The following is a 20,408-nucleotide window of genomic DNA, read 5'->3' as shown; positions in this document are numbered from 1 at the left end:
CATGCTGAGCTATCTGGGCGATAAGATCGTCGGTCTGACCCTGGCAGTTCTGAATGTGCTTGCGCCCTTCGAGGTGCATGTGACCAAGGGGGTGGCCTACGCGGACGGGATCGAGCACCGCGCCGACATCTATCGGTCGGCCGCGCGGGGAGCGCGTCCGGTCGTTGTCTTCCTCTATGGCGGGGGATGGCGGACCGGGTCCAAGGATGAGGTCGCGTATGTCGGCGCCGCCTTCGCGCGGCGGGGCTTCGTTGCCGTTATCCCGGACTACCGCCACGTTCCGGCTGTCGGACTGTCAGACATCCTGGCGGACAATGCCGCCGCGGTCGCCTGGACCATCGCCCACGCGGCCGAATATGGCGGCGATTCGAGGCGTGTCGTGGTCGTAGGCCATTCCTCCGGCGCGTGGGCCGCCGCCATGCTGGGTCTCGATCCAACATGGCTGGAGCAGGCCGGCTCAAGCCCGGCGAAGCTCGCCGGCATCGTCGGATTGGCGGGCCCCTATGCGAGCGCGGCGCTGATGGAGCCGTTGGATCGTGAGGTCTTCGTCGGCAGCGATCCCACTCTGCAGCCGATCAATCATGCTTCGGACAGGCATCCTGCGATGCTGCTGGCCGCGGGCGCGGCCGATCTCGACGTCAACCCGGCCGGGACCTTGGCGCTCGACGGAGCCATGCGGGCCTTCGCCGGCGATGAGACTATGAAGATCTATCCCGGCCTGGGCCATGGCCAGATCGTTCATGCCCTCAGCTTTCCGTTCAGTCTCCGGTTCCCGGTCGCCGACGACGTCGCGCGATTCATAAAAGGGGCCCATGCCGGGCCGTGATGCGCCCGAGCCGACGGAGCCGCCGAGGCCCCGATCGGCTTCGCTTGGCCAATGAGCGCGGGCCGGTCCGAGACGCGCCGGCCCATCCTACCAGTGCCGTCGCGATGCGACCTGCGCCGGCCTCAGTGATAGCCCGGTGCTCCCGCCGCGACCTTGCCGCGGAACAGCCAGTACACGTAGGCTGTATAGACCAGGATCATCGGCACGAGCACGACAGCACCGGCCAGCAGGAAAGCTTGGCTGCTGGGATGCGTCGCCGCATCCCAGATCGAGATGGCCGGCGGTACGATCATCGGCCACAGGCTGATCCCGAGCCCGATATACGACATCAGGAACAGACCCAGGGCGCACAGGAACGGCGTCACCTCGGCGCGTCGCTCGAGGGCGACGAAGAAGCGCCAGGCGAGGACGGCGACCAGGGCGGGAACCGGGGCAGCCAGCGCGATATTCGGCCAGGACAGCCACCGGGCCCGGAACGCGTCGCTCAGGATCGGCATGGCGGCCGAGACGATCGCAATGGCCGCCAGCGTGACGAAGCCGAGTTGGCGTGCCAGCCGATAGGCCCGGAGCTGGAGTTCACCCTCGGTCTTCCAGATGAGCCAGCAGGCGCCGAGCAGGCCGTACCCGCCCACCAGGGCGATGCCCGTCAGCACGGAGAACGGGGTCAGCCAGTCCCACCAGCCGCCCGCATAGGCGCGGCCCTCGACCCGGATGCCCTGGACCAGGGCACCGAGGCAGATGCCCTGGCAGAAGGTCGCCACGTAGCTGCCCCACGAGAAGGACCGATCCCAGGCGCGCTGGCTTCGGAGAGTGGCGGCCCGGAACCGCATCTCGAAGGCGACACCGCGGAATACCAAGGCCAGAAGCATCAGGATCAGCGGCATGTAGAGCGCCGGCAGGATCGTGGCGTAGGCGAGGGGGAACACTGCAAACAGACCGCCGCCGCCGAGGATCAGCCAGGTCTCGTTGCCGTCCCAGACCGGGGCGACGGTGTTGACCATAAGATCCCGATCCGCCTTGCCGCGGACTGCGGGGAACAGGATGCCGACCCCGAGGTCGAAGCCGTCCATCACCACGTAGAGGAACACGGCCGTGGCGATGAGGAACGCCCAGATGAGGGTGAGATCGAGGGACATCGGGCCTACTCCGCGGGCTGGGCGAGGGGACGGCCGGCGCCGGGCGTGCCGGAGACCAGGGCGGGCGCGGGCGTGATGCCGGCGGTGCGGATCGGCTGCCCCGGGGGCGGCCCGGGCTCATGGACGTGCGGCGTCTGGTTGAACAGGTGCAGGAGGTACCAGATGCCGGCGCCGAAGACGGCGAGGTAGACCGCCGCGAAGGCCGCCAGGGAGGCCGCGACCGCCGGGGCCGCCACCGGGGAGACGCTGTCGACGGTGCGCAGCGCGCCGTAGACGGTGAAGGGTTGACGGCCCGCCTCCGTGACCGTCCAGCCTGCCGTGACGGCGATCAATCCGGACGGCCCCATGGCGACGGCGAAGCGGTGAAGCCACGGCGTGTCGTACAGCCGCCCCTGACGGCGCAGCCAGAGCGCGGCTAGACCCAGGGCGATCATCAGAAGGCCGAGCGCAACCATGATCCGGAACGACCAGAACACCAGGGGTAGGTTGGTCGGCCACTGATCGCGCGGGATGTCCCTGAGACCGCGAACCTCGCCGTCGAGGTCGTGGGTCAGATAGAGGCTGGCGAGACCGGGGATGCCGATCCGATTCTGCACCACGCCCGCATTCGCGTCGGGCCAGCCGAACAGGATCGCGGGGGCGCGGCGCTCGGTCTCGAAATGTCCCTCCATGGCGGCGACCTTGGCGGGCTGGTGCGCGTAGGAATTGCCGCCGTGCAGGTCGCCGATCACCAGCTGGGCCGGAGCCACCACGGTGGCCATCCACATGGCCATGGAGAACATCAGCCGCGCCTGGCGATTGCTCCGGTCGCGCAGCAGATGCCACGCCCCCACCGCCCCGACGATCATCGCGGTGGTGAGATAGGCGCCCGTGACCGTGTGGGCGAAGCGGTAGGGGAAGGACGGGTTGAAGATGATCGCCAGCCAGTCGGCCGGTTCGAAGCGCCCGTCCGGCCCGATGGCGTGGCCGGTGGGCGTCTGCATCCAGGAATTGGCCGATAGGATCCAGAATGCGGAGGTCAGCGTGCCGAAGGCGACGAGGCAGGTCGCCAGGAAGTGCAGCCCCTTGCCGACCCGCTCCAGGCCGAACAGCATGACGCCGAGGAAGCCCGCCTCCAGGAAGAAGGCCGTCAGAACCTCGTAGCCGAGCAGGGGGCCGAGCACCGGCGCCGTCCGGTCGGCGAAGACCGACCAGTTGGTGCCGAACTGGTAGCTCATGACCAGTCCGGAGACGACGCCCATCGCGAAGGCGACCGCGAAGACGCGGAGCCAGTACCGATAGGTATCCAGATAGACGGCCTCGCCGGTCCTGAGCCAGAAGCCTTCGAGGACCGCGAGATAGCTCGCGAGTCCGATGGTGAAGGCCGGGAACAGGAAGTGCCAGACGACGGTGAGCGCGAATTGGGCTCGCGCGAGATCGACTGCGCTCGGCAGTTCGAGAGCGGACATCACGGTCTCCCAGGGGACGAACGGGCCGGATGTGCCGCAGCTTGAGCGCTGCCGCGTTGATTCAGCTCAAGGCCGGAGCGCGCGAATCCGACAAGCCGGTGCGGTGGCGATTGCGCTGGATCAAGGTTGCGGCCCCTCCCACCGACCATACGGCTCTGGTCGGGGCCGTGTGTCGGTCGCGCGGAGACCGCCATGTCCTATGCCAACATCCTCGTTTCCGTGGACTTCGCGGAATCGACGCCCGACCGCGTGCGGCTGGCGGCGGCCTTGGCGCGCCGCTTCGATGCGACGCTGACCGGCGCGGCCGCCGCCGAGGTGCCGGCCCCCCTGTTTGCCCATGACATCCGCGACGCGCAGGCCCAGCACGAGCGCCTCAAGGCCGAAGTCCTCGTGGACCTTGAGCAGGCGCAGGCAATCTTCGCGCGCTGCGCAGGCGCGGCACCGCGGACCGCTTGGTGTGGCGGCCTCGACCGGCCGTCCGCTCATCTCGTGGACAAGGGCCGTGCCGCCGACCTGATCGTCGTCGGCCGGGCCGGCGAGAGCGAGATCGACCCCGGGCCGTTCGGCGTGGCGATCGCGCCGGTTCTGATGGAGGCCGGACGGCCGGTCCTCGTCGTTCCCCCGCGCGTCAGAGGGGAGCCGGGCCGGCGCATCGTCGTGGCCTGGAAGGATTCGCCGGAGGCGCGACGGGCGGTAGCCGGGGCCCTGCCGTTCCTGCGCTCGGCGGATCGGGTCTTCGTCGCCACGGCGGGCGAAGGCGCCCGCCTGGAAGGCGCGGACGAGGTGGCCGCTCATCTCGCGCTCCACGGCGCGTCCGTCGCCACGCATCTGTTGTCTCCGACGGTCAGCGATGGCGACGAGATCCTGCGTTTTGCGCACGACCATCAGGCTGACCTGATCGTCATGGGCGCGTACGGCCACTCACGCCTGCGGGAATGGATCTTCGGCGGCGCGACACGCCACATCCTTCACGCGACCGATGTCTGCTGCCTGATGGCGCATTGACGGGCCTGCGGCGATGCTTCGTCGTCGGGGATCGGTCATCCGCACGTCGCCAGACGGAGCCGGATCATCCTCGCGACCCGAGCGGATGACCGTGCGGGCCGCGTCCATGCTCCGCAGGCGCGGCCTGCCGGTACGCCACGCGACACCGGACGGGAGAGGTCCGCGCCGGTTCTAGCGGGAGAAGTGGGTTGTCGACATCCGGTCCGTGACGAGTTCGGACGGCACCCAGTCGAATTGCGGCACCGGCTCATGCCGGATCAAAGCCAGGGCATCATCGATCGCACGACGGCCTTGTAAGCTCGCATCCTGGTGGATCGTTACGGCAAGCCGTTTGTCCTGCATGGCCTGCATCCCGGCGGCGGTCGCATCCACGCCCCCGATCAGGATCCGGCCCGCCGGAATTCCGGCCGCCTCCGCGGCTTCGGCAGCACCGATCGCCATCTCGTCGGTGACGGCCGCGATCGCATCGATGGTCGGCTTCCGGGCGAGCCAATCGGCCACCGCGGCTCGGGCCGCCGAACGGTCGCAGTCCACCGCCGCCTCCGCGACCAGCCGGAGGCCCGGGGATTCGGCCAGGACCTCCTTCACGCCCTCGGCGCGAGGCGTCGACCCGGGGTGCGACGTGCAGCCCGCAAGGATCCCCACGCGGCCCCTCCCGTCCAGCATCTGCCCAAGCTTGCGCATCTGCAACCGCCCGGCGACGAGGTCATCCGGCTGGACGAAGGCGACTCGTCCGGCGAACCAAGCCGAACGGGGTGCGCCGTTGACGGCGACCAGCGGAACATCCGCCTCTTGCGCCAGCCGGATGATCGCGGCCCAAGCCGACGGATCGACAGGGCTCACCACGAGCGCATCGACCTTCTCGGCGATGACGCGCCGGGCCTGCGCGATCTGCTGCGCGCCCGCGCCCTCCGGCGCATAGTCGAAATGCACCGTAATCCCGCGCGCCACCGCGTGCTCCTGCAGGCTGTCGTGCAGAAGGCGGGTGAGGGCCGCCGGCGGAGTCATCAGAACGGCGATCGTGGTGGCAGTCGCCGGTTTCGCGCAGACGATGACGGCGAGAGCCCCGGCCCAGGCGGCTCGTCGCAGGCGCGAGCGCATCTGCGCCCGATCTGTCCGGCCCATGACGCTCGCTCCGTTCCGGTCGTTCCGTGCCGCGCGTCAGGCCGCGCGGAGATTGTCGAGAAAGCCTGCGATCTCGCCGCCGAGACGTTCGGCGTCCCGCGACAAGCTGCGGGCCGCGGCCAACATGCCGGCCGCGACCGTGTCGGCCTCCGCGGCCGGATCGGTTGTTCCTGTGATGTCGAAGCCGGGTTCCACGGCGTCGGCGGTACAGGGGATGACGATCTGGACGGCCTCCCGCGCTGCAGCGCCCTGCTGCTCGACGGCGACGGCGATCGAAGCCGCCGCCCGGCTCATATCGGCGATCCGGGCGGTGATGCCTGCGATCGCCGACGTCGCCTCGACAGTCGATCCCTGCAGTTCGGCCACGTGCCGGCCGATGACTTCGGTGGCCTCTTTGGTCTGTCCCGCCAGGGTCTTCACTTCGGCGGCCACAACCGCAAATCCGCGCCCTGCCTCACCGGCCCGCGCGGCTTCGATCGCGGCATTGAGGGCGAGGAGATGGGTCTGGGCGGCAATCTTGGTGATCATGCGGACCACATCGCCGATCCGGTCCGCGGCGCCGCTGAGGGCTTGAACACGCGAGAGGGTCTGTTCCGCCTCCACCGCCGCGCCACCTGCCAGAGACGCCGTGATCTCGGCTTGGCGATTGACCTCGTGGGCCGCAGAGTCGAACGCCCCGGTAGCGGCGGCAATCCGCCGGACGTCGGACTGAGCCTGTTCCGCTGCGGCGGCCATCGTCGCCGCGTGACTCGTCGTCAACGTGACCATCTCGCACAGTCTCTCGGCCGTGGCGCGCAGCTCCGCCGAGTCGGATGACACGGTCTCGACAACCCCGCCGATCTCCGCTTCGAACCGCTCCGTCATGTTGCGAAACGCGTCACGGCGTTGCTGTTCACGGTGCGCCTGCACCCGGGCCGCCTCCTCTTCGCGGCGTTCGGCGTGCCGAATCCTGTTCTCACAGGCCCTGAGAGCCCCCGCCATCGCGCCGAGTTCGACGTCCTGCATCAGGGTGGAAATCGGAACCGTCGACCCGTTCTCCGCCCATCGCCGCAGGGTGGCGGTGATCGCCGACACCGGTCGAACGACATGGCGCAGGACGATCCACGCCAGCCCGAGGCTGATCGATGCGGAGGCCGACACGGCCATGGCGAGCGCCCACCACGCCATCCGGCCGGTTGTATCGACGGTCTTGGCTTCTTCGGCGATCCTGCCTTGACGGTTCATGAGCAACGCGTCGACCGCCTGCAGAAGCGCTGCCGCATCGGCCTCCAGCACCGTCGACAGGACCTGGTCGGCCAGTTCGCGTTCCCCGGCCCGGTCGAGGGCGGCCGCCTCGGCCCCGACAGCGAGGACGTGCTGCCAAGCTACGCGCAGAGTTGTCGCCAGCTTTTGGTCATCGGGCGCCGTAACGGTCGAAAGATACGCGCTCCAGGCGGCCGAGAGCGATCGATGCGCCGCGTCGATCTTGACGAAGCTTTCACGACGGGCCTCCTCAGTCGGCGCAGCGTGCGCCAGAACCGCAAGCGTCCGAAGATCCTGACTCAGTTGCTTGATGGTGCCGAGCAGGGTCGTGGCCTTGATCTCACCGGCCAGGGTGCGACACGCTGCTTCGACAATGCCGATCCGGACTGCAGAGACCAATCCGACACCAACCGGAAGACAGAACATCGTCACGGCAAATGCAATAACGATCGATCGAACGCTTAATTCAAGCCGCAGCCCAAGAAATGACAGACGCACATGCATCCAATTATTTCCGATAAGATCATTCGAATGACTTCTATAAAATAATCTCTCTGGAATCAACGCTCGTAGAAAGACATGTATTAAACTTGAATGATCTCATATTAAAACATACTTGACTAGTAAAATACAAACAGGCTAAGCAAATATAATGATATTCGCATCTATCACTCTTCAGATGACCGTCTCATTTGCGGGCGGACGATCTCCGCAGATTGAGTGTCGCGCGTCGCAAATCTGATCTGCCTGTGGGCGGCACACGCCGCCCGTCGCGCTGCGGCACGCCGCCGATCCCATCCGCACATCGCTTGCACGCCGGATCGGCCGCGCCGCCTGCCGAGCGCCGCAGATGCGCCGCTCAGTCTACCCCGCCAACGCCGGGCGAGGCTGCGTCTGCACCGAGGTCAGAGCGGCTTGGTCTGCTGGGCGCGCATCCATAACAGGCCGGCCAAGCCCATCCACGGGCACACGAAGACGATGAAGGCGACCAATCCCATGGATCATCTCCCGGCGAACCGTGTGTGACGTCAAGAAACGCTCGCCGATTTCGCCGGATCCGCCTCATTGTCCGCAGCCCGAGCTTGGCGCGCCATCGCGATCAATTCCGATGCCGTAAAGCCGCGGTGCGGGGGCGGTTCAGGGAGGTTACCCGGGGTCGGCAAGCGCGGCGCCGGCGGAAGGGGCGATGCCCGCCCCGGCCACAACCGCTTCAGCCGACCTGCCTTGCGCAAGGTTCGCTCCACCACGCATCCGTCTCCCGCTCATGAACTGCGGTGACGGGTAGGCGAGGGCCTGCCGCCGGGTAAGCCGGCTCGGGACAAGTGTGCAGCCGAGGCCCGGCGCGTGGCGTATGGCCCACCCTCTGGGCGGCCGCCGGCATTGCCCTATGGCACGCTCTTCAGACGCGAGACGCACAGGGGCTCAGACCCGATCAGCCCGCACCGCCGGTTGCCGTGCGGACAGCCGGTGCAGTTGAGCTGTCTCGTCATCCGCGACATTGCCGTCGACGCTCGAAGTCCGGCTGATCGGACCCGCGCGCGAGCCCGAAGGTTTCGTTCTGCAAAGTCGTTTGACCAAATTGCTTCAAATACAGCTCATTGCGGCGCACGATATCGAATGAGCCACCAATTTCGTCCGGCTCCGGATGGGCGGTCCGTCGTACGCGAGTGCCGACGCGCGTGCGGATAGCGGCGGAACTGTTTGACCTGCGCGACGTCCGGCCCTTCCACCTTCAGCCGAAGGCGCGCGAAGCTTCCCGGACCTGACGCGTCGCCCGGTCTGCGCGGGCGCTGGCCTGCGCGATCGTGTTCATGCCCGCCGAGATCGCGGACACATCCTGCGCTGCGGTCTGCATGCTGCCGGACATTGCCCGCATGACCACGGATTGTTCTTCCACCGCAGCCGCGAGGGTGGACGATACCGTGTTCAACGTATGGATCGTTCCCTGGATCGCATCGATGGCGTCGACGGCCTCACGGGTCGCCGACTGGGTGGAGGCGATCTGGAGTCGGATCTGGTCCGTCGCCCGTCCCGTCTGGGCGGCGAGGGTCTTCACCTCCGTGGCCACCACCGCGAAGCCGCGTCCCGCCGCGCCGGCCCGCGCCGCCTCAATGGTCGCGTTCAAAGCCAACAGGTTGGTCTGGGCAGCGATCCCGGAGATGAGGCCGAGGACATCGCCGATCTGGCTGGCGTTTTCGCTGAGCCCCGTCACGATCTGACCGGTGCGCTGCGCCTGTTCCACGGCTTGTCCCGCGACATCCGCCGCGTGATTCACCTGCCGATTCATGTCGTCCACCGACGCGGACAGCTTTTCCGCGCCGATGGCGACCGACTGGATGTCGCTCGACACGCGGCCGACGCGCGTGACCGCCTCGTCGGCTTGGCGCGTGACGTCCGCCACGGCGCCGCCAATGGCGTCGAGCTCATCGCCGATCGCGCGCTGCGCGGCCGCGCGCTGCTGACGTTCATGGACTTGCGCAGTGATGTCGGTGGCGAATTTGACGACGCGGATCGGCTTGCCGTCCGCGTCGGTGATGGGGTTGTACGTCGCCTGGATCCAGATTTCGCGACCGCCCTTTCCGGTGCGTTTGAAGGCCCCGGATTGAAATTCGCCGCGCGCCAGCGCCGCCCAGAACAGGCGGTAAGCCTCGCTGGTGCGCTCGGCCTCGCTCACGAACAGGCTGTGATGGCGTCCGACGATCTCGTCCAGTTCGTAACCCACTGCGGTCAGAAAATTGGGATTGGCGGTGACGATGGTGCCGTCGAGGGAGAAGGCGATGACGGCCTGCGAGCGATGCAGCGCGGTGATCTGCCCTTCGAGATCGAGGGTTCGCAGCTTCTGCGCCGTGATGTCGGTGGCGAATTTGACGATCTTCACCGGCTTGCCGCCCGCGTCGAGCACCGGATTGTAGGTTGCCTGGATCCAGACCTCGCGGCCACCCTTGGCGAGGCGCTTGTACTCGGCGCTCTCGAACGTACCGTGCCGCAGGCTCTCCCAGAAACGGCGATAGTCCTCACTCTCTCGCACGGCCGGTTCGACGAACAGGCTGTGGTGACGGCCCTGGATTTCCGCGAGCGTGTAGCCCATGGCCGCGAGAAAGTTCTCGTTGGCGTCCAGAATTGTGCCGTCGAGCGCAAACTCAATCGTCGCAAGGGATCGGCTCAAAGCTGCAAGTTTTGCGGCTTGGTCGTTCCGAGTCCTGAGTCCCTCGAACATTGATCCTCCACATATCACGACCGCAGTGCGGCGGAAGCGCGCAACAGCACGGTCGATGCTGGCTTTTTTCTAGTCCAGGCGTCGTTTGTCGTCCCAAACGACCTTGGGTTCTCACCGACGCCCCAGCCAATCGACATCTTTCATAGGTGCGGACCGTTTCAGTGCCGTTAAGGGCCCGCCGCCCTACATCAGAATCACACGCGATGACCGGCGAGAACGGACTGTTCAGTAAACCCCGAGTCATCGCCCAGAGATTGTGCCCTTACGTTTCAGGACTTGATCTTGGACAATCCTGCGTTGTGCGCAGCGTGAGCTTTTCCGGCGGACTGACGCGCCGTGCTCTGCCCCGGCGCGGAGCAACCGGTATCCGCCCTGCAGGCGGCGGTCCCGCTGTCGCCGGGGAGCACCGGGGGACATGCGCCGTTTCCAGGCCCGTCGCGCGTCGAGGGACGTCAGGCGGTCCGGCCGATCGTCGCCTCAATGCGGCCGGCAGGCTCATCCGTCGGTAGAAAGACGGTTCCAGCATTGTCGAGGCCGAAGGAAGTAAGGTCGATCGGCAGGTAATGCTTGTTGGGCATCACGAAGCCGATCTCGGCGAGTTCCGGAACCGCGTCGAGCGCGGCCTCACCCATCCGGTACATGCTGTCCTGAATGCCGCGGCTGTAGGTCGTGCCGAACACCGTGAGCAGCGTCTGGAGGATGCGGGCATTGGCCTCGCTGCAATCGGGAGGGGGCGACGCCCAGGTCCAGGTCGCATCCATGCTGGTGGCGGCGATGCGATCCGTCGTATCCGGCAGCGTCCGGTATCGGTCCGCAACGAAATCCGACCAGCCCGATTGGGTCGTCTTCATGAAGGTGTAGCCCCGCAGGCCGGAGCGCAGCGTCGAACCGGCTCGGCTGGCGGTGAGCGCCACGAAGCCGGTGCCGTTCCCGTCCCGCGTGAAGGTATGCCCGTGCGGCGCGCCCGCAATCGCGTGACGCAGCCAGCGGATCTCCTCTGCCTCGATGGCGACGGCCTCGATCTGCGGATAGGTCTCGAGCAGGACCTGCGCGACCGCGGCGACGAAGGCTTCCGCGTCGAGAGTCAGGTTCTGCGCCGCCGTGACGTTGACGATGTTCCTGATGCTGTCGGTGGCGATGGCGGCGCGGTTATCCCCCGTGGTCCAGGCGGCCTCGAAGCGGCCGGTCAGCATGACCGACAGCGTCAGCTCCCGCGGCGTATGCTGCTCGCCGTCGCGGGTGAGACGCAGCACACGAACCCGCTCCTTGCCGTAGCGCGATGCCGTCAGGGCCATGGGGATCTCCGAGCGGGCCGCAGCCGGCCATCTCACGCGATTCTGATTCATCCTAGGCCGAGGCGGGCGGGGGCGCCAAGGTTCCCCGGCACCGCCGCGGCTTGACCGGTGCCTCATATCGGCCGGCATAGTGAAGGGCCGGACCGAACCGGCGCCGGACCGGCGAGGGGGCATGGACCTCAACACCATCGAGACCGTCCTGCGTCCGCGCAGCCGGATCGAGTTGCCCGCCTGGCAGGACGGCGATGCCTGCCTGGGCGGCGGCACGTGGCTGTTCTCCGAGCCGCAGGTCGGGATGCGGCGCCTCATCGACCTCGCGACCCTCGGCTGGCCGCCGCACACGATCGACGCAGGCGGCCTCACTTTGGCTGCGACCTGCACCATCGCGCAGCTCGACCGGCTGGAATTGCCGCCGGGCTGGAACGCGGCGCCCCTGGTCGGCCAGTGCTGTCGGGCGCTGCTCGGCTCCTTCAAGATCTGGAACGTGGCCACGGTCGGCGGCAATGTCTGCCTCGCCCTCCCGGCCGGCCCGATGATCGCCCTCGCGACCGCCCTGGACGCGACCTGCACGATCTGGTCCGCGGACGGGACCGAGCGCCACGTCCCGGTGATCGACTTCGTCCTCGGTCCGCAGCGCAATGCCCTGAGACCGGGGGACGTCCTCCGCAGCCTCTCGATGCCGGCCGCTGCCCTTGCGCGCCGCACGGCGTTTCGCCGCGTCAGCCTCAGCCCGAACGGCCGTTCCGGCGCGCTGCTCATCGGGACGCGCGCCGCGGACGGCGCCTTCGCGCTGACCGTCACGGCCTCGGTGACGCGTCCGCTCCGCCTAACCTTCGACGGGCTGCCGGGTCCGGATGCGCTGACGCGTGCCCTCGAAGGTGCGATTCCGGATGCCCTCTATTACGACGATGTCCACGGCCGGCCCGACTGGCGCCGCCACATGACCCGGCACTTCGCCGAGGAGATCCGCGCGTCGCTCGACGCGGCGCCGTCGCCGGGAGCCGCGTCATGAACGTTATGATCAACGGCGCGATGCACGAGGGTTCGCCGCGGGCCGGACAGTGCCTGCGGACCTATCTGCGCGAGGCGGGCTGGTTCGGCGTCAAGAAGGGCTGCGATGCCGGCGATTGCGGCGCCTGCACGATTCATCTCGACGGCGAGCCGGTCCACAGCTGCCTCGTCCCGGCATTCCGCGCCGAGGGCCGGAGCGTGACGACGATCGAAGGCCTGGCGGGTCCCTGCCATCCCGACGATCCCGAGCCCGCCGAGTTCCATCCGACGCAGCAGGCCTTCCTGGACGCCCAGGGTTTCCAGTGCGGGTTCTGCACGCCGGGCATGATCATGACGGCGGCGAGGCTCGACCAGGGGCAGAAGCAGGATCTCGGCACCGCCCTCAAGGGCAATCTCTGCCGCTGTACCGGCTACCGCGCCATCCGCGAGGCCATCGCGGGCAGCGCAAGGTCCGTGGAGCGCGGCGGCTGTGGAGATCCGGTCGGGCGGAACTGCCCGGCGCCGGCTGCGCCGCTTGTGGTGTCCGGTCGCGCCCGTTTCACCCTGGACGCCCCGCTCGGCGACACGCTCCATCTCAAGGTCCTGCGCTCGCCCCATGCCCATGCCCGGATCGTGGCGATCGACGCCGCGGCAGCGCGCGCCGTCCCGGGGGTCGTGGCCGTGCTGACCCATGCGGACGCACCGCCGCGCCGGTTCTCCACCGGCCGCCACGAGGATCCGCGGGACGATGCGTCCGACACGCGGGTGCTCGACCCGATCCTGCGCTTCGTGGGCCAGCGCGTCGCCGCCGTGGTGGCGGAGTCTGAAGCGGCCGCCGAGGCCGGCTGCCGGGCCCTGCAGGTCACCTACGAGGTCCGCCCGGCGCTCCTCGATCCGGACCGCGCCCTGGAGCCCGACGCACCCCGGGTCCACGATCCCCGCGACGGCCCGGGCGATGATGCGCCGCCCCTCGGACGCCACCCCAACCTCGCCGGCGAGGTCCACGGCGCTGTCGGCGACGTGGAGGTCGGCCTGGCCGAAGCCGACTTCGTCTATGCCGGGACGTTCCGGTCGCAGCGCGTCCAGCACGCCGCCATGGAGACCCATGGCTGCATCGGATGGCGCGCCGAGGACGGCCGCCTGACGCTGCGCACGAGCACCCAGGTGCCGTTCCTGACCCGGGACGCGCTGGCCGACCTGTTCGGCCTGGAGAAGGACGCGGTGCGCGTGGTCTGCGCCCGGGTCGGGGGCGGATTCGGCGGCAAGCAGGAGATGCTCACCGAGGATCTCGTCGCCCTGGCGGTCCTGCACACCCGCCGGCCGGTCCGCTGGGAGCTGACCCGCCGGGAACAGTTCGTCGGAACCACGACGCGTCATCCGATGCGGGTGGATGTGAAGGTCGGCGCCCGGCGCGACGGCACGCTGACGGCGCTCAGCCTGGACGTCCTGTCCGACACCGGCGCCTACGGCAACCACGCCGGCGGCGTGATCCATCACGCCTGCAACGAGGTGCTGGCCGCCTATGTCTGCCCGAACAAGCGGGTCGATGGCCGCGCCGTCTACACCCATACGCTGCCGGCGGGGGCCTTCCGGGGCTATGGGCTGAGCCAGACCGTTTTCGCCCTGGAATCCGCCCTGGACGAGGTCGCCCGCGGGCTCGGCCTCGACCCCTTCGCGCTGCGGCGGCACAACGCCGTCAAGCCGGGCGACGCCCTGGTGTCGAACAGCCTGGAGCCCCACGACGTGGTGTTCGGCAGCTACGGCCTCGACCAGTGCCTGACCCTGGTCGAAGAGGCGCTGCAAGCCGATCCGGGAACGGAGCCGGAGGCCGGCTGGCGCTGCGGAACCGGTATGGCGATGGCGATGATCGACACGATTCCCCCGCGCGGCCACCATGCCGATGCGCGGGTCGGCCTGGACGCCGACGGGCATTTTACCGTTCGCGTCGGGACGGCGGAGTTCGGCAACGGCACCAGCACGGTGCATCGGCAGATCGCGGCCTCGGCGCTCGGCGTCGCGCCGGAGCGCGTTCGCATCGCGGGCGCGGACACCGATGGCGTCGGCCACGATACCGGCGCCTATGGCAGCACGGGGACCGTTGTGGCGGGTCTGGCGACGCTCCGCGCCGCGGAGGCGCTCGCGGTCCGGATCCGCACGCGGGCGGCGGAAATCGCGGGTGCGTCCCCGGATTCCTGCCGCGTGGCGGGGGATGTCGTCGAGACGCCGGCCGGGCCGGTGACGCTCGCGGCGATCGGACCGCTCGACGCGGCCGGCCGGGCCGACGGCAGCCCGCGCTCGGTGGCGTTCAACGTCCACGCCTTCCGGGTCGCGGTCGATCCCGTGAGCGGGGTGGTGCGCATCCTGAGGAGCGTTCACGCCGCCGATGCCGGGCGGGTCATCAACCCGATGCAGTGCCGCGGACAGGTCGAGGGCGGCGTCGCGCAGGCGATCGGCGCAGCGCTCTACGAAGAGGTCCGCGTCGGTGCGGACGGGAGCCTCATCACGCAGACATTCCGCGACTACCACATCCCCGCCTGCGCCGACGTGCCGGACACCGAGGTCCTGTTCGCCGACACGTACGACAGCATCGGCCCCCTCGGCGCCAAGTCGATGAGCGAGTCGCCCTTCAACCCGGTGGCGGCGGCGCTCGGCAACGCGATCCGCGACGCGACCGGCGCGAGGCTGACCGCGACCCCCTTCGCCCCCGACAGGATCTACCGGGCCGTGGCGGCCGGCAGGACCGGGCTCTCGTGATGGATCACCCGCGGGATGCCACGCCGGCGGCCAAACCCGGCTTTCTGGAGCGCACCTTCCGCCTCGCCGAGCACGGCACCAGCGTGCGCACGGAGGTGCTGGCGGGGCTGACCACCTTCCTGACGATGGCCTACATCGTCTTCATCAATCCGAGCATCCTGGCGGATGCCGGCATGCCGCGGGGCGCCGTGTTCGTGGCGACCTGCCTCGTGGCGGCGCTCGGCTCGCTGATCATGGCGCTCTACGCCAATTACCCGATCGCCCTCGCGCCCGGGATGGGGCTCAACGCCTACTTCACCTACGTGGTGGTCCAGCAACTCGGCTTCAGCTGGCAGGCCGCCCTCGGGGCGGTGTTCATCTCGGGGCTGTGTTTCCTGATCGTCACCCTGACCGGGCTGCGCGCGCTCATCGTCGACGGGATCCCGCGCTCCATGCGCATCGCCATCACGGTGGGGATCGGCCTGTTCCTGGCGATCATCGCGCTCAAGAATGCCGGCCTCGTGGCGGCGAACCCCGCGACCCTCGTCACCCTCGGCGATCTGCACAAGCCCGAGACGATCCTGGCGGTGGTCGGCTTCCTGATGGTGGCCGTCCTGTCCGCGCGGAAGGTTCGGGCGGCGCTGCTCGCCAGCATCCTGACGGTGACGGCTTTGAGCTTCGTGTTCGCCGGCAACACCTTCCAGGGTGTCGTCGCCCTCCCGCCTTCCATCACCCCGACGCTCTTTGCCCTCGACATCCCGGGGGCGCTCTCGGCGGGCCTGCTCAACGTGATCCTGGTCCTGTTCCTGGTCGAGCTGTTCGACGCCACCGGAACGCTGATGGGCGTGGCGAACCGCGCCGGGCTCCTGACAGACGGGCGGATGCGCCGCCTCGACCGGGCCTTGATGGCCGATTCCGTCTCGGTCTTCGCGGGCGCGCTTCTCGGCACGTCGAGCACCACGGCCTATCTGGAGAGCGCCTCCGGCGTGGAGGAGGGCGGCCGCACGGGGCTGACGGCCGCCACCGTGGCGGTTCTGTTCCTCGCCTGCCTGTTCTTCGCCCCCCTGGCCGGTGCCGTCCCGGCCTACGCCACGGCACCGGCGCTGTTCTACGTCGCCTGCCTGATGCTGCGGGAGTTGGTGGAGCTCGACTGGGACGATCTCACTGAGGTGGTGCCGGCCTGCGTGACGGCCCTCCTGATGCCCTTCACCTACTCGATCGCCACCGGCGTCTCCTGCGGGTTCATCACCTACGCGGCGCTGAAGCTGCTCGCCGGCCGGGCCCGGGAGGTGAAGCCGATCGTCTGGGTGATCGCGGCGGTGTTCCTGTTCAAGTTCGTCGAGACGGGCGGGGCGCATTGACGGCCGGGCCGCACGGCTACCGGGGCATCGCCGCCTCATAGAGAGCCGCCGCATCCCGTGCCACACGCATGGCCGCGGCGGCCTCGGGATCGCGCAGGCGCCGTGCCACGCAGGCCAGAGCGTTCAGCGGCTCGCCCTCAGCGGCCGTGGGGAGCAGCAACAGGAAGACGAGGTCCACCGGCCGGTCGTCGACCGCCTCGAAATCGATCGGCTCACGGAGCCGGGCGAGGATCCCGTACGGGCGCGTCACCGCGTCGAGGCGCGCATGCGGCAGGGCGATGCCGTCTCCGATCCCGGTCGAGCCGAGGGTCTCGCGCCGGACGAGCGCCGGATGGATCGCCCCCGCGCTCAGGCCGAGGGCGCCGGCTGCACGGCGGGCCAGCTCCTCGAGCAACGCGCCTTTGCTGGCCATGCGCAGGCCGACGAGGGCGTCGGCCGGCATGAGGATCTGGTCCACGGTCATCGCGCGAAATCGCGGGCGCAGGGACGCATCGGGCTATCCTCGAGATCAGTGGGTCGCGGCGCCGTCGGCGGCGCGGGGATGCGGGACCGGCTCGTCGTCGGGCGCGCGCAGGCGGTAGCCGACGCCGGTCTCGGTCAGCAGGAGGCGCGGCCGTTCGGGATCGGCCTCCAGCTTCTGGCGAAGCTGGCGCACGTAGACGCGCAGATATTGCGGATCGGACGAGGACGGGACCGAGCGCATGAGCTGCGCGTGGGTCAGCACCTTGCCGGCATGCAGCACCAGGACGCGCAGGAAATCGTATTCCCGCGGGGTCAGCTTCACCTCGGCCTCGTCGACTTTCACGATCCGGCGGACGAGATCGACCGATAGGTTGTCGACGCGGAAGATCGGCCGCTCGCCCCGCGCGGCGAGCTGGTGGCGCATGGCGGCCCGCAGGCGGGCCAGCAGCTCCGCCATGCCGAAGGGCTTGGTCACGTAATCGTTGGCGCCGAGATCCAGCGCCTCGACCTTGCCGCCCTCGTCGTCGCGGCTCGACAGCACCACCACGGGCAGATCGGGATGGCTCGCCCGGACCGCCCGCAACAGATCGTGGCCGCGCATGTCGGGCAGGCCGAGGTCGAGGATCACGAGGTCCACCCCCTCGCGCCCGAGCAGCGCCAGGGCAGTCCGGGCGTCGGGCGCCTCCAGGACGGCGTAGCCCTGCGTGGCGAGGCCCATGCGCAGGAGCTTGCGGATCGGCGGCTCGTCGTCGACCACCAGGACCGTGGGGCTCATGCGGCGATGTCCTTGGGCGCAGTTCGGGCGGGCACGGGAAGGCTGATGGTGAAGCAGGCCCCGCTCCGGTCCCGGCGATTTCCGGCCGTGACCGTGCCGCCCATCGCCTCGACGAAGCCCCGGGAAATGGCGAGCCCCAGCCCGGTGCCGGCCCTGACCCGATCGCCCTTCCGGACGCGGTAGAACTTGTCGAACACCCGCTCGACATCCGCCTCGGGCAGGCCGTCCCCCTCGTCCAGCACGGCGATCCGGACCCGGTCGTCGGCGCGGCGGACCTGCAGGGTGACGGTCGAGCCCTCGGGCGCGTATTTGGCGGCGTTGTCGAGGAGATTGACCAGAACCTGTTCGAACAGGACGGGGTCGAGCGCCAGGGCCGGCAGGTCGGGCTCCACCTCCACGGCGACGCGATGGTCGGCGAGGATCTTCTGGGTGCGGCGCAGGGCCGTGTCGACGGTCTCGGCCACGTCCTGCGCCGAGAGGTTCGGTGCCACCGCGCCCGCCTCCAGCCGGGTCATGTCGAGGAGGTTTGCGATGAAGCGATTGAGCCGCTCCGATTCCTCGATGATCGTCGCCAGCAGCTCCGCCTTCGCGTCTGCCGGAAGCGCGGATTCGAGGTCGCGCAGCGTGCTGGCCGCGCCGAGCACCGACGCGAGGGGCGTGCGCAGGTCGTGGCTGATCGAGGTGAGCAGCGCCTGGCGCAGGCGGTCGGTCTCGGCGGCGCGCTCGGCCCGGTCCAGATCCTCCACGAGCCGGACCCGCTCGATGGCGAGGGCGCCCATGTCGGCCAGGGCGTCGAGGAGGCGGCGGCCCTCCGGCGACAGGATCGGTCCGGTGCCGTCGGAATCGAGGCCGATCACCCCGATCGTGCCGCGCCCGGTCCGCATCGGCAGAAACAGCCGCTTGGCCCCCGGCAGCGTGTCGGCCCCGCGGCCCGCCGGCCGGTCGTTGTCGAAGGCCCATTGCGCCGCCGCCAGATCGGCCTCGTCCAGCATGTCCTCCGGCGGGTAGCCGGCCCGGACCGTGACGGCCTGACCGTCGGGCAGCAGCAGGACGACGCGGACCTTCAGCATCGCGGCGACCTGGGCGCAGGTGGCCCAGAGCACGTCGTCCAGGGTGCCGCAGGCGGCGAGCTTCCGCGAGAAGCCGAACAGCCGCTCGGTGGCCCGGGCGCGGCCCTGGCTGACCACCGCCACGCGGCGGGCGCGGGAGGCGAGGTTCGAGACCAGCACCGCCACCAGGGTGAAGAGCAGGAAGGCCGCGACGTTGGTCGGGTCGGCGATGGTGAGCGTGTAGACCGGCGGCAGGAAGAAGAAGTTGTAGGCGAGCGAGGCCGCCACCACCGCGGCGAGCGCCGGCCCGAGCCCCCAGCGCACCGCCACCGCGACGATGGCGGTCAGAAGGAAGAGGTCGGCGTTCTCGACGCCGGCATAGGGCTGAGCGAGGATGGCAGCGCCGAGCCCCGCGGCGACGGCCGAAAGCGCGACCGCGTAGGGCCGCGCCTCGAAGCCCGACCGCGACGGGGCGACCGCGACGGGGCGGCGCGGCTGCGTCGTATCCGGAACGGCCTCGCCGGGGACCACGTGCACGCTGATGGCGCCGCTGCCCCGCACGAGATCGTGCACCACGGAGCCGTTGAGCAGCTCGAACAGCCATGACCGGTTCGCCTTGCCGACCACGATGTGATTGACGTTGGCGGACCGGGCGTAGTCGAGTACGTCGTCGGCGATCCGGCGGCCGCCCGGGAGAGTGACGGCATCGCCGCCGAGCCGGTCGGCGATCCGCAACGCTTCGGCGATCCGGTCGCGCTCGGCCTCGCTCAGGGTCGCCGCGCGGGCCCCATCGATCGAGAGCGCCGTCCAGGGCGCATGCAGGCGGTCGGCAAGGCGCTTGGCGTAGCGCACGAGGCCTGCGGAGCGGGGGTCCTCGTTCACGCAGACCAGCACGCGCTCGCCCGCCGCCCAGGGGCCGGCGATGGCGTTGGCCCGCATGTGGCCGAGCAGCTCGTCGTCGACCCGGTCGGCGGTGCGCCGCAGCGCCAGCTCGCGGAGCGCCGTCAGGTTGCCGCGGGAGAAGTAGTGCTTCAGGGCCCGCTCGGCGTGGGTCGGGACGTAGACGTTGCCGTCCTTCAGGCGCTGGATGAGGTCGTCGGGGTTGAGGTCCACCACCTCGATGTCGTCGGCGCGGTCGAGGACGCCGTCCGGCACCGTCTCGCGCACCCGGATACGGGTGATCGAGGCGACCACGTCGTTGAGGCTCTCGACGTGCTGGATGTTGAGCGTCGTCAGAACGTCGATGCCGGCATCGAGAAGCTCCTCGACATCCTGGTACCGTTTCGGGTGGCGCGAGCCCGGGGCATTGGTGTGGGCCAGCTCGTCGACCAGCGCCAGCGCCGGCCGGCGGGCGAGGAGGGCGTCGAGGTCCATCTCCTGAAGGACGGTGCCGTGATACGGCACCGACCGGCGGGGGATCGTCTCTAAGCCGTCGAGCAGGGCCTCGGTCTCGGCCCGGCCGTGCGTCTCGACCACGCCGATCACGACGTCGATCCCAGCCTTCAGCCGGGCCCGGCCGATGGTCAGCATCTCGTAGGTCTTGCCGACACCCGGAGCGGCCCCGAGAAACACCTTGAGCCGCCCGCGCGTCCGCTCCTCCCGGCGCGCCGCTTCGAGCAGGGCGTCGGGCGAGGGGCGGGTCGGGTCGCGGGTGGTCTCGGGCATGAACCTCGTCTCAGGAGCAGTCTGTCTCGGGCCATCCGGCCCTCGCTCTCAGCCGGTGGCCTCGCGGTGCTCCGGCCGG

General features: G+C 69.4%; 14 protein-coding genes. 5 read left to right on the top strand and 9 right to left on the bottom strand.

What is annotated here, in order from left to right; translation table 11 throughout:
* The first annotated feature begins 1 nt into the window (after position 1).
* The gene (locus tag ABIC70_RS08070; protein WP_053608979.1) at positions 2-826 is read left to right on the top strand and encodes an alpha/beta hydrolase; all 825 of its coding nucleotides are present in this window, start codon (positions 2-4) and stop codon (positions 824-826) included.
* Between the two features lie 122 nt (positions 827-948).
* Here the strand turns inward: ABIC70_RS08070 and cydB are convergent, their stop codons facing one another.
* Complete coding sequence (gene cydB, locus ABIC70_RS08065) at positions 949-1,962, bottom strand: cytochrome d ubiquinol oxidase subunit II (protein ID WP_043755099.1); 1,014 nt, start codon at positions 1,960-1,962, stop codon at positions 949-951.
* Between the two features lie 5 nt (positions 1,963-1,967).
* Positions 1,968-3,410 (bottom strand): cytochrome ubiquinol oxidase subunit I, encoded by a 1,443-nt coding sequence (locus tag ABIC70_RS08060; RefSeq protein WP_354439399.1) that lies wholly within the window; start codon positions 3,408-3,410, stop codon positions 1,968-1,970.
* A 192-nt stretch (positions 3,411-3,602) separates the two neighbouring features.
* Here ABIC70_RS08060 and ABIC70_RS08055 point away from each other — a divergent pair, with 192 nt between their 5' ends.
* Positions 3,603-4,415, top strand: coding sequence for a universal stress protein (locus tag ABIC70_RS08055; RefSeq protein ID WP_354439398.1), 813 nt, complete (start codon positions 3,603-3,605; stop codon positions 4,413-4,415).
* A gap of 171 nt (positions 4,416-4,586) precedes the next feature.
* Here the strand turns inward: ABIC70_RS08055 and ABIC70_RS08050 are convergent, their stop codons facing one another.
* The 4 genes from ABIC70_RS08050 to pucL form a co-directional block, all read right to left on the bottom strand.
* Positions 4,587-5,540 (bottom strand): substrate-binding domain-containing protein, encoded by a 954-nt coding sequence (locus ABIC70_RS08050; protein WP_345822013.1) that lies wholly within the window; start codon positions 5,538-5,540, stop codon positions 4,587-4,589.
* A 36-nt stretch (positions 5,541-5,576) separates the two neighbouring features.
* Positions 5,577-7,286 carry a methyl-accepting chemotaxis protein gene (locus ABIC70_RS08045; protein ID WP_354439396.1) on the bottom strand — a complete coding sequence of 570 codons (1,710 nt, stop codon included), beginning with the start codon at positions 7,284-7,286 and terminating at the stop codon, positions 5,577-5,579.
* A gap of 1,228 nt (positions 7,287-8,514) precedes the next feature.
* The gene (locus ABIC70_RS08040) at positions 8,515-9,999 is read right to left on the bottom strand and encodes a methyl-accepting chemotaxis protein (protein ID WP_354439394.1); all 1,485 of its coding nucleotides are present in this window, start codon (positions 9,997-9,999) and stop codon (positions 8,515-8,517) included.
* A 452-nt stretch (positions 10,000-10,451) separates the two neighbouring features.
* Entirely contained in the window at positions 10,452-11,294 is an 843-nt protein-coding gene (gene pucL, locus ABIC70_RS08035) for a factor-independent urate hydroxylase (RefSeq protein WP_279897556.1), read from the bottom strand.
* Between the two features lie 172 nt (positions 11,295-11,466).
* Between pucL and ABIC70_RS08030 the strand changes: the two genes are divergently transcribed.
* Genes ABIC70_RS08030 through ABIC70_RS08020 form a run of 3 tightly spaced genes read left to right on the top strand, consistent with a single transcriptional unit; the run spans position 11,467 to position 16,378 of the window.
* Entirely contained in the window at positions 11,467-12,306 is an 840-nt protein-coding gene (locus tag ABIC70_RS08030; RefSeq protein ID WP_354439392.1) for an FAD binding domain-containing protein, read from the top strand.
* Complete coding sequence (locus ABIC70_RS08025; RefSeq protein WP_354439390.1) at positions 12,303-15,038, top strand: molybdopterin-dependent oxidoreductase; 2,736 nt, start codon at positions 12,303-12,305, stop codon at positions 15,036-15,038. The genes ABIC70_RS08030 and ABIC70_RS08025 overlap by 4 nt, the downstream gene beginning before the upstream one ends.
* Entirely contained in the window at positions 15,038-16,378 is a 1,341-nt protein-coding gene (locus ABIC70_RS08020; protein ID WP_278307334.1) for an NCS2 family permease, read from the top strand. Before ABIC70_RS08025 ends, ABIC70_RS08020 begins: the two co-directional genes overlap by 1 nt.
* Before the next feature lie 16 nt (positions 16,379-16,394).
* Here ABIC70_RS08020 and ABIC70_RS08015 read toward each other — a convergent pair whose 3' ends face one another.
* Genes ABIC70_RS08015 through ABIC70_RS08005 form a run of 3 tightly spaced genes read right to left on the bottom strand, consistent with a single transcriptional unit; the run spans position 16,395 to position 20,329 of the window.
* Complete coding sequence (locus ABIC70_RS08015) at positions 16,395-16,841, bottom strand: PTS sugar transporter subunit IIA (RefSeq protein ID WP_182592507.1); 447 nt, start codon at positions 16,839-16,841, stop codon at positions 16,395-16,397.
* 45 nt (positions 16,842-16,886) lie between these two features.
* On the bottom strand, positions 16,887-17,615 hold the full coding sequence (locus tag ABIC70_RS08010; RefSeq protein ID WP_043356449.1) for a response regulator transcription factor: 729 nt from the start codon (positions 17,613-17,615) through the stop codon (positions 16,887-16,889).
* Positions 17,612-20,329 (bottom strand): ATP-binding protein, encoded by a 2,718-nt coding sequence (locus tag ABIC70_RS08005; RefSeq protein ID WP_354439389.1) that lies wholly within the window; start codon positions 20,327-20,329, stop codon positions 17,612-17,614. The genes ABIC70_RS08010 and ABIC70_RS08005 overlap by 4 nt, the downstream gene beginning before the upstream one ends.
* Positions 20,330-20,408 lie beyond the last annotated feature (79 nt).

Source organism: Methylobacterium sp. 1973 (genome assembly GCF_040545035.1).
GTDB classification, from domain to species: Bacteria; Pseudomonadota; Alphaproteobacteria; order Rhizobiales; family Beijerinckiaceae; genus Methylobacterium; species Methylobacterium fujisawaense.
This window is presented reverse-complemented; position numbering and strand designations above follow the sequence as displayed.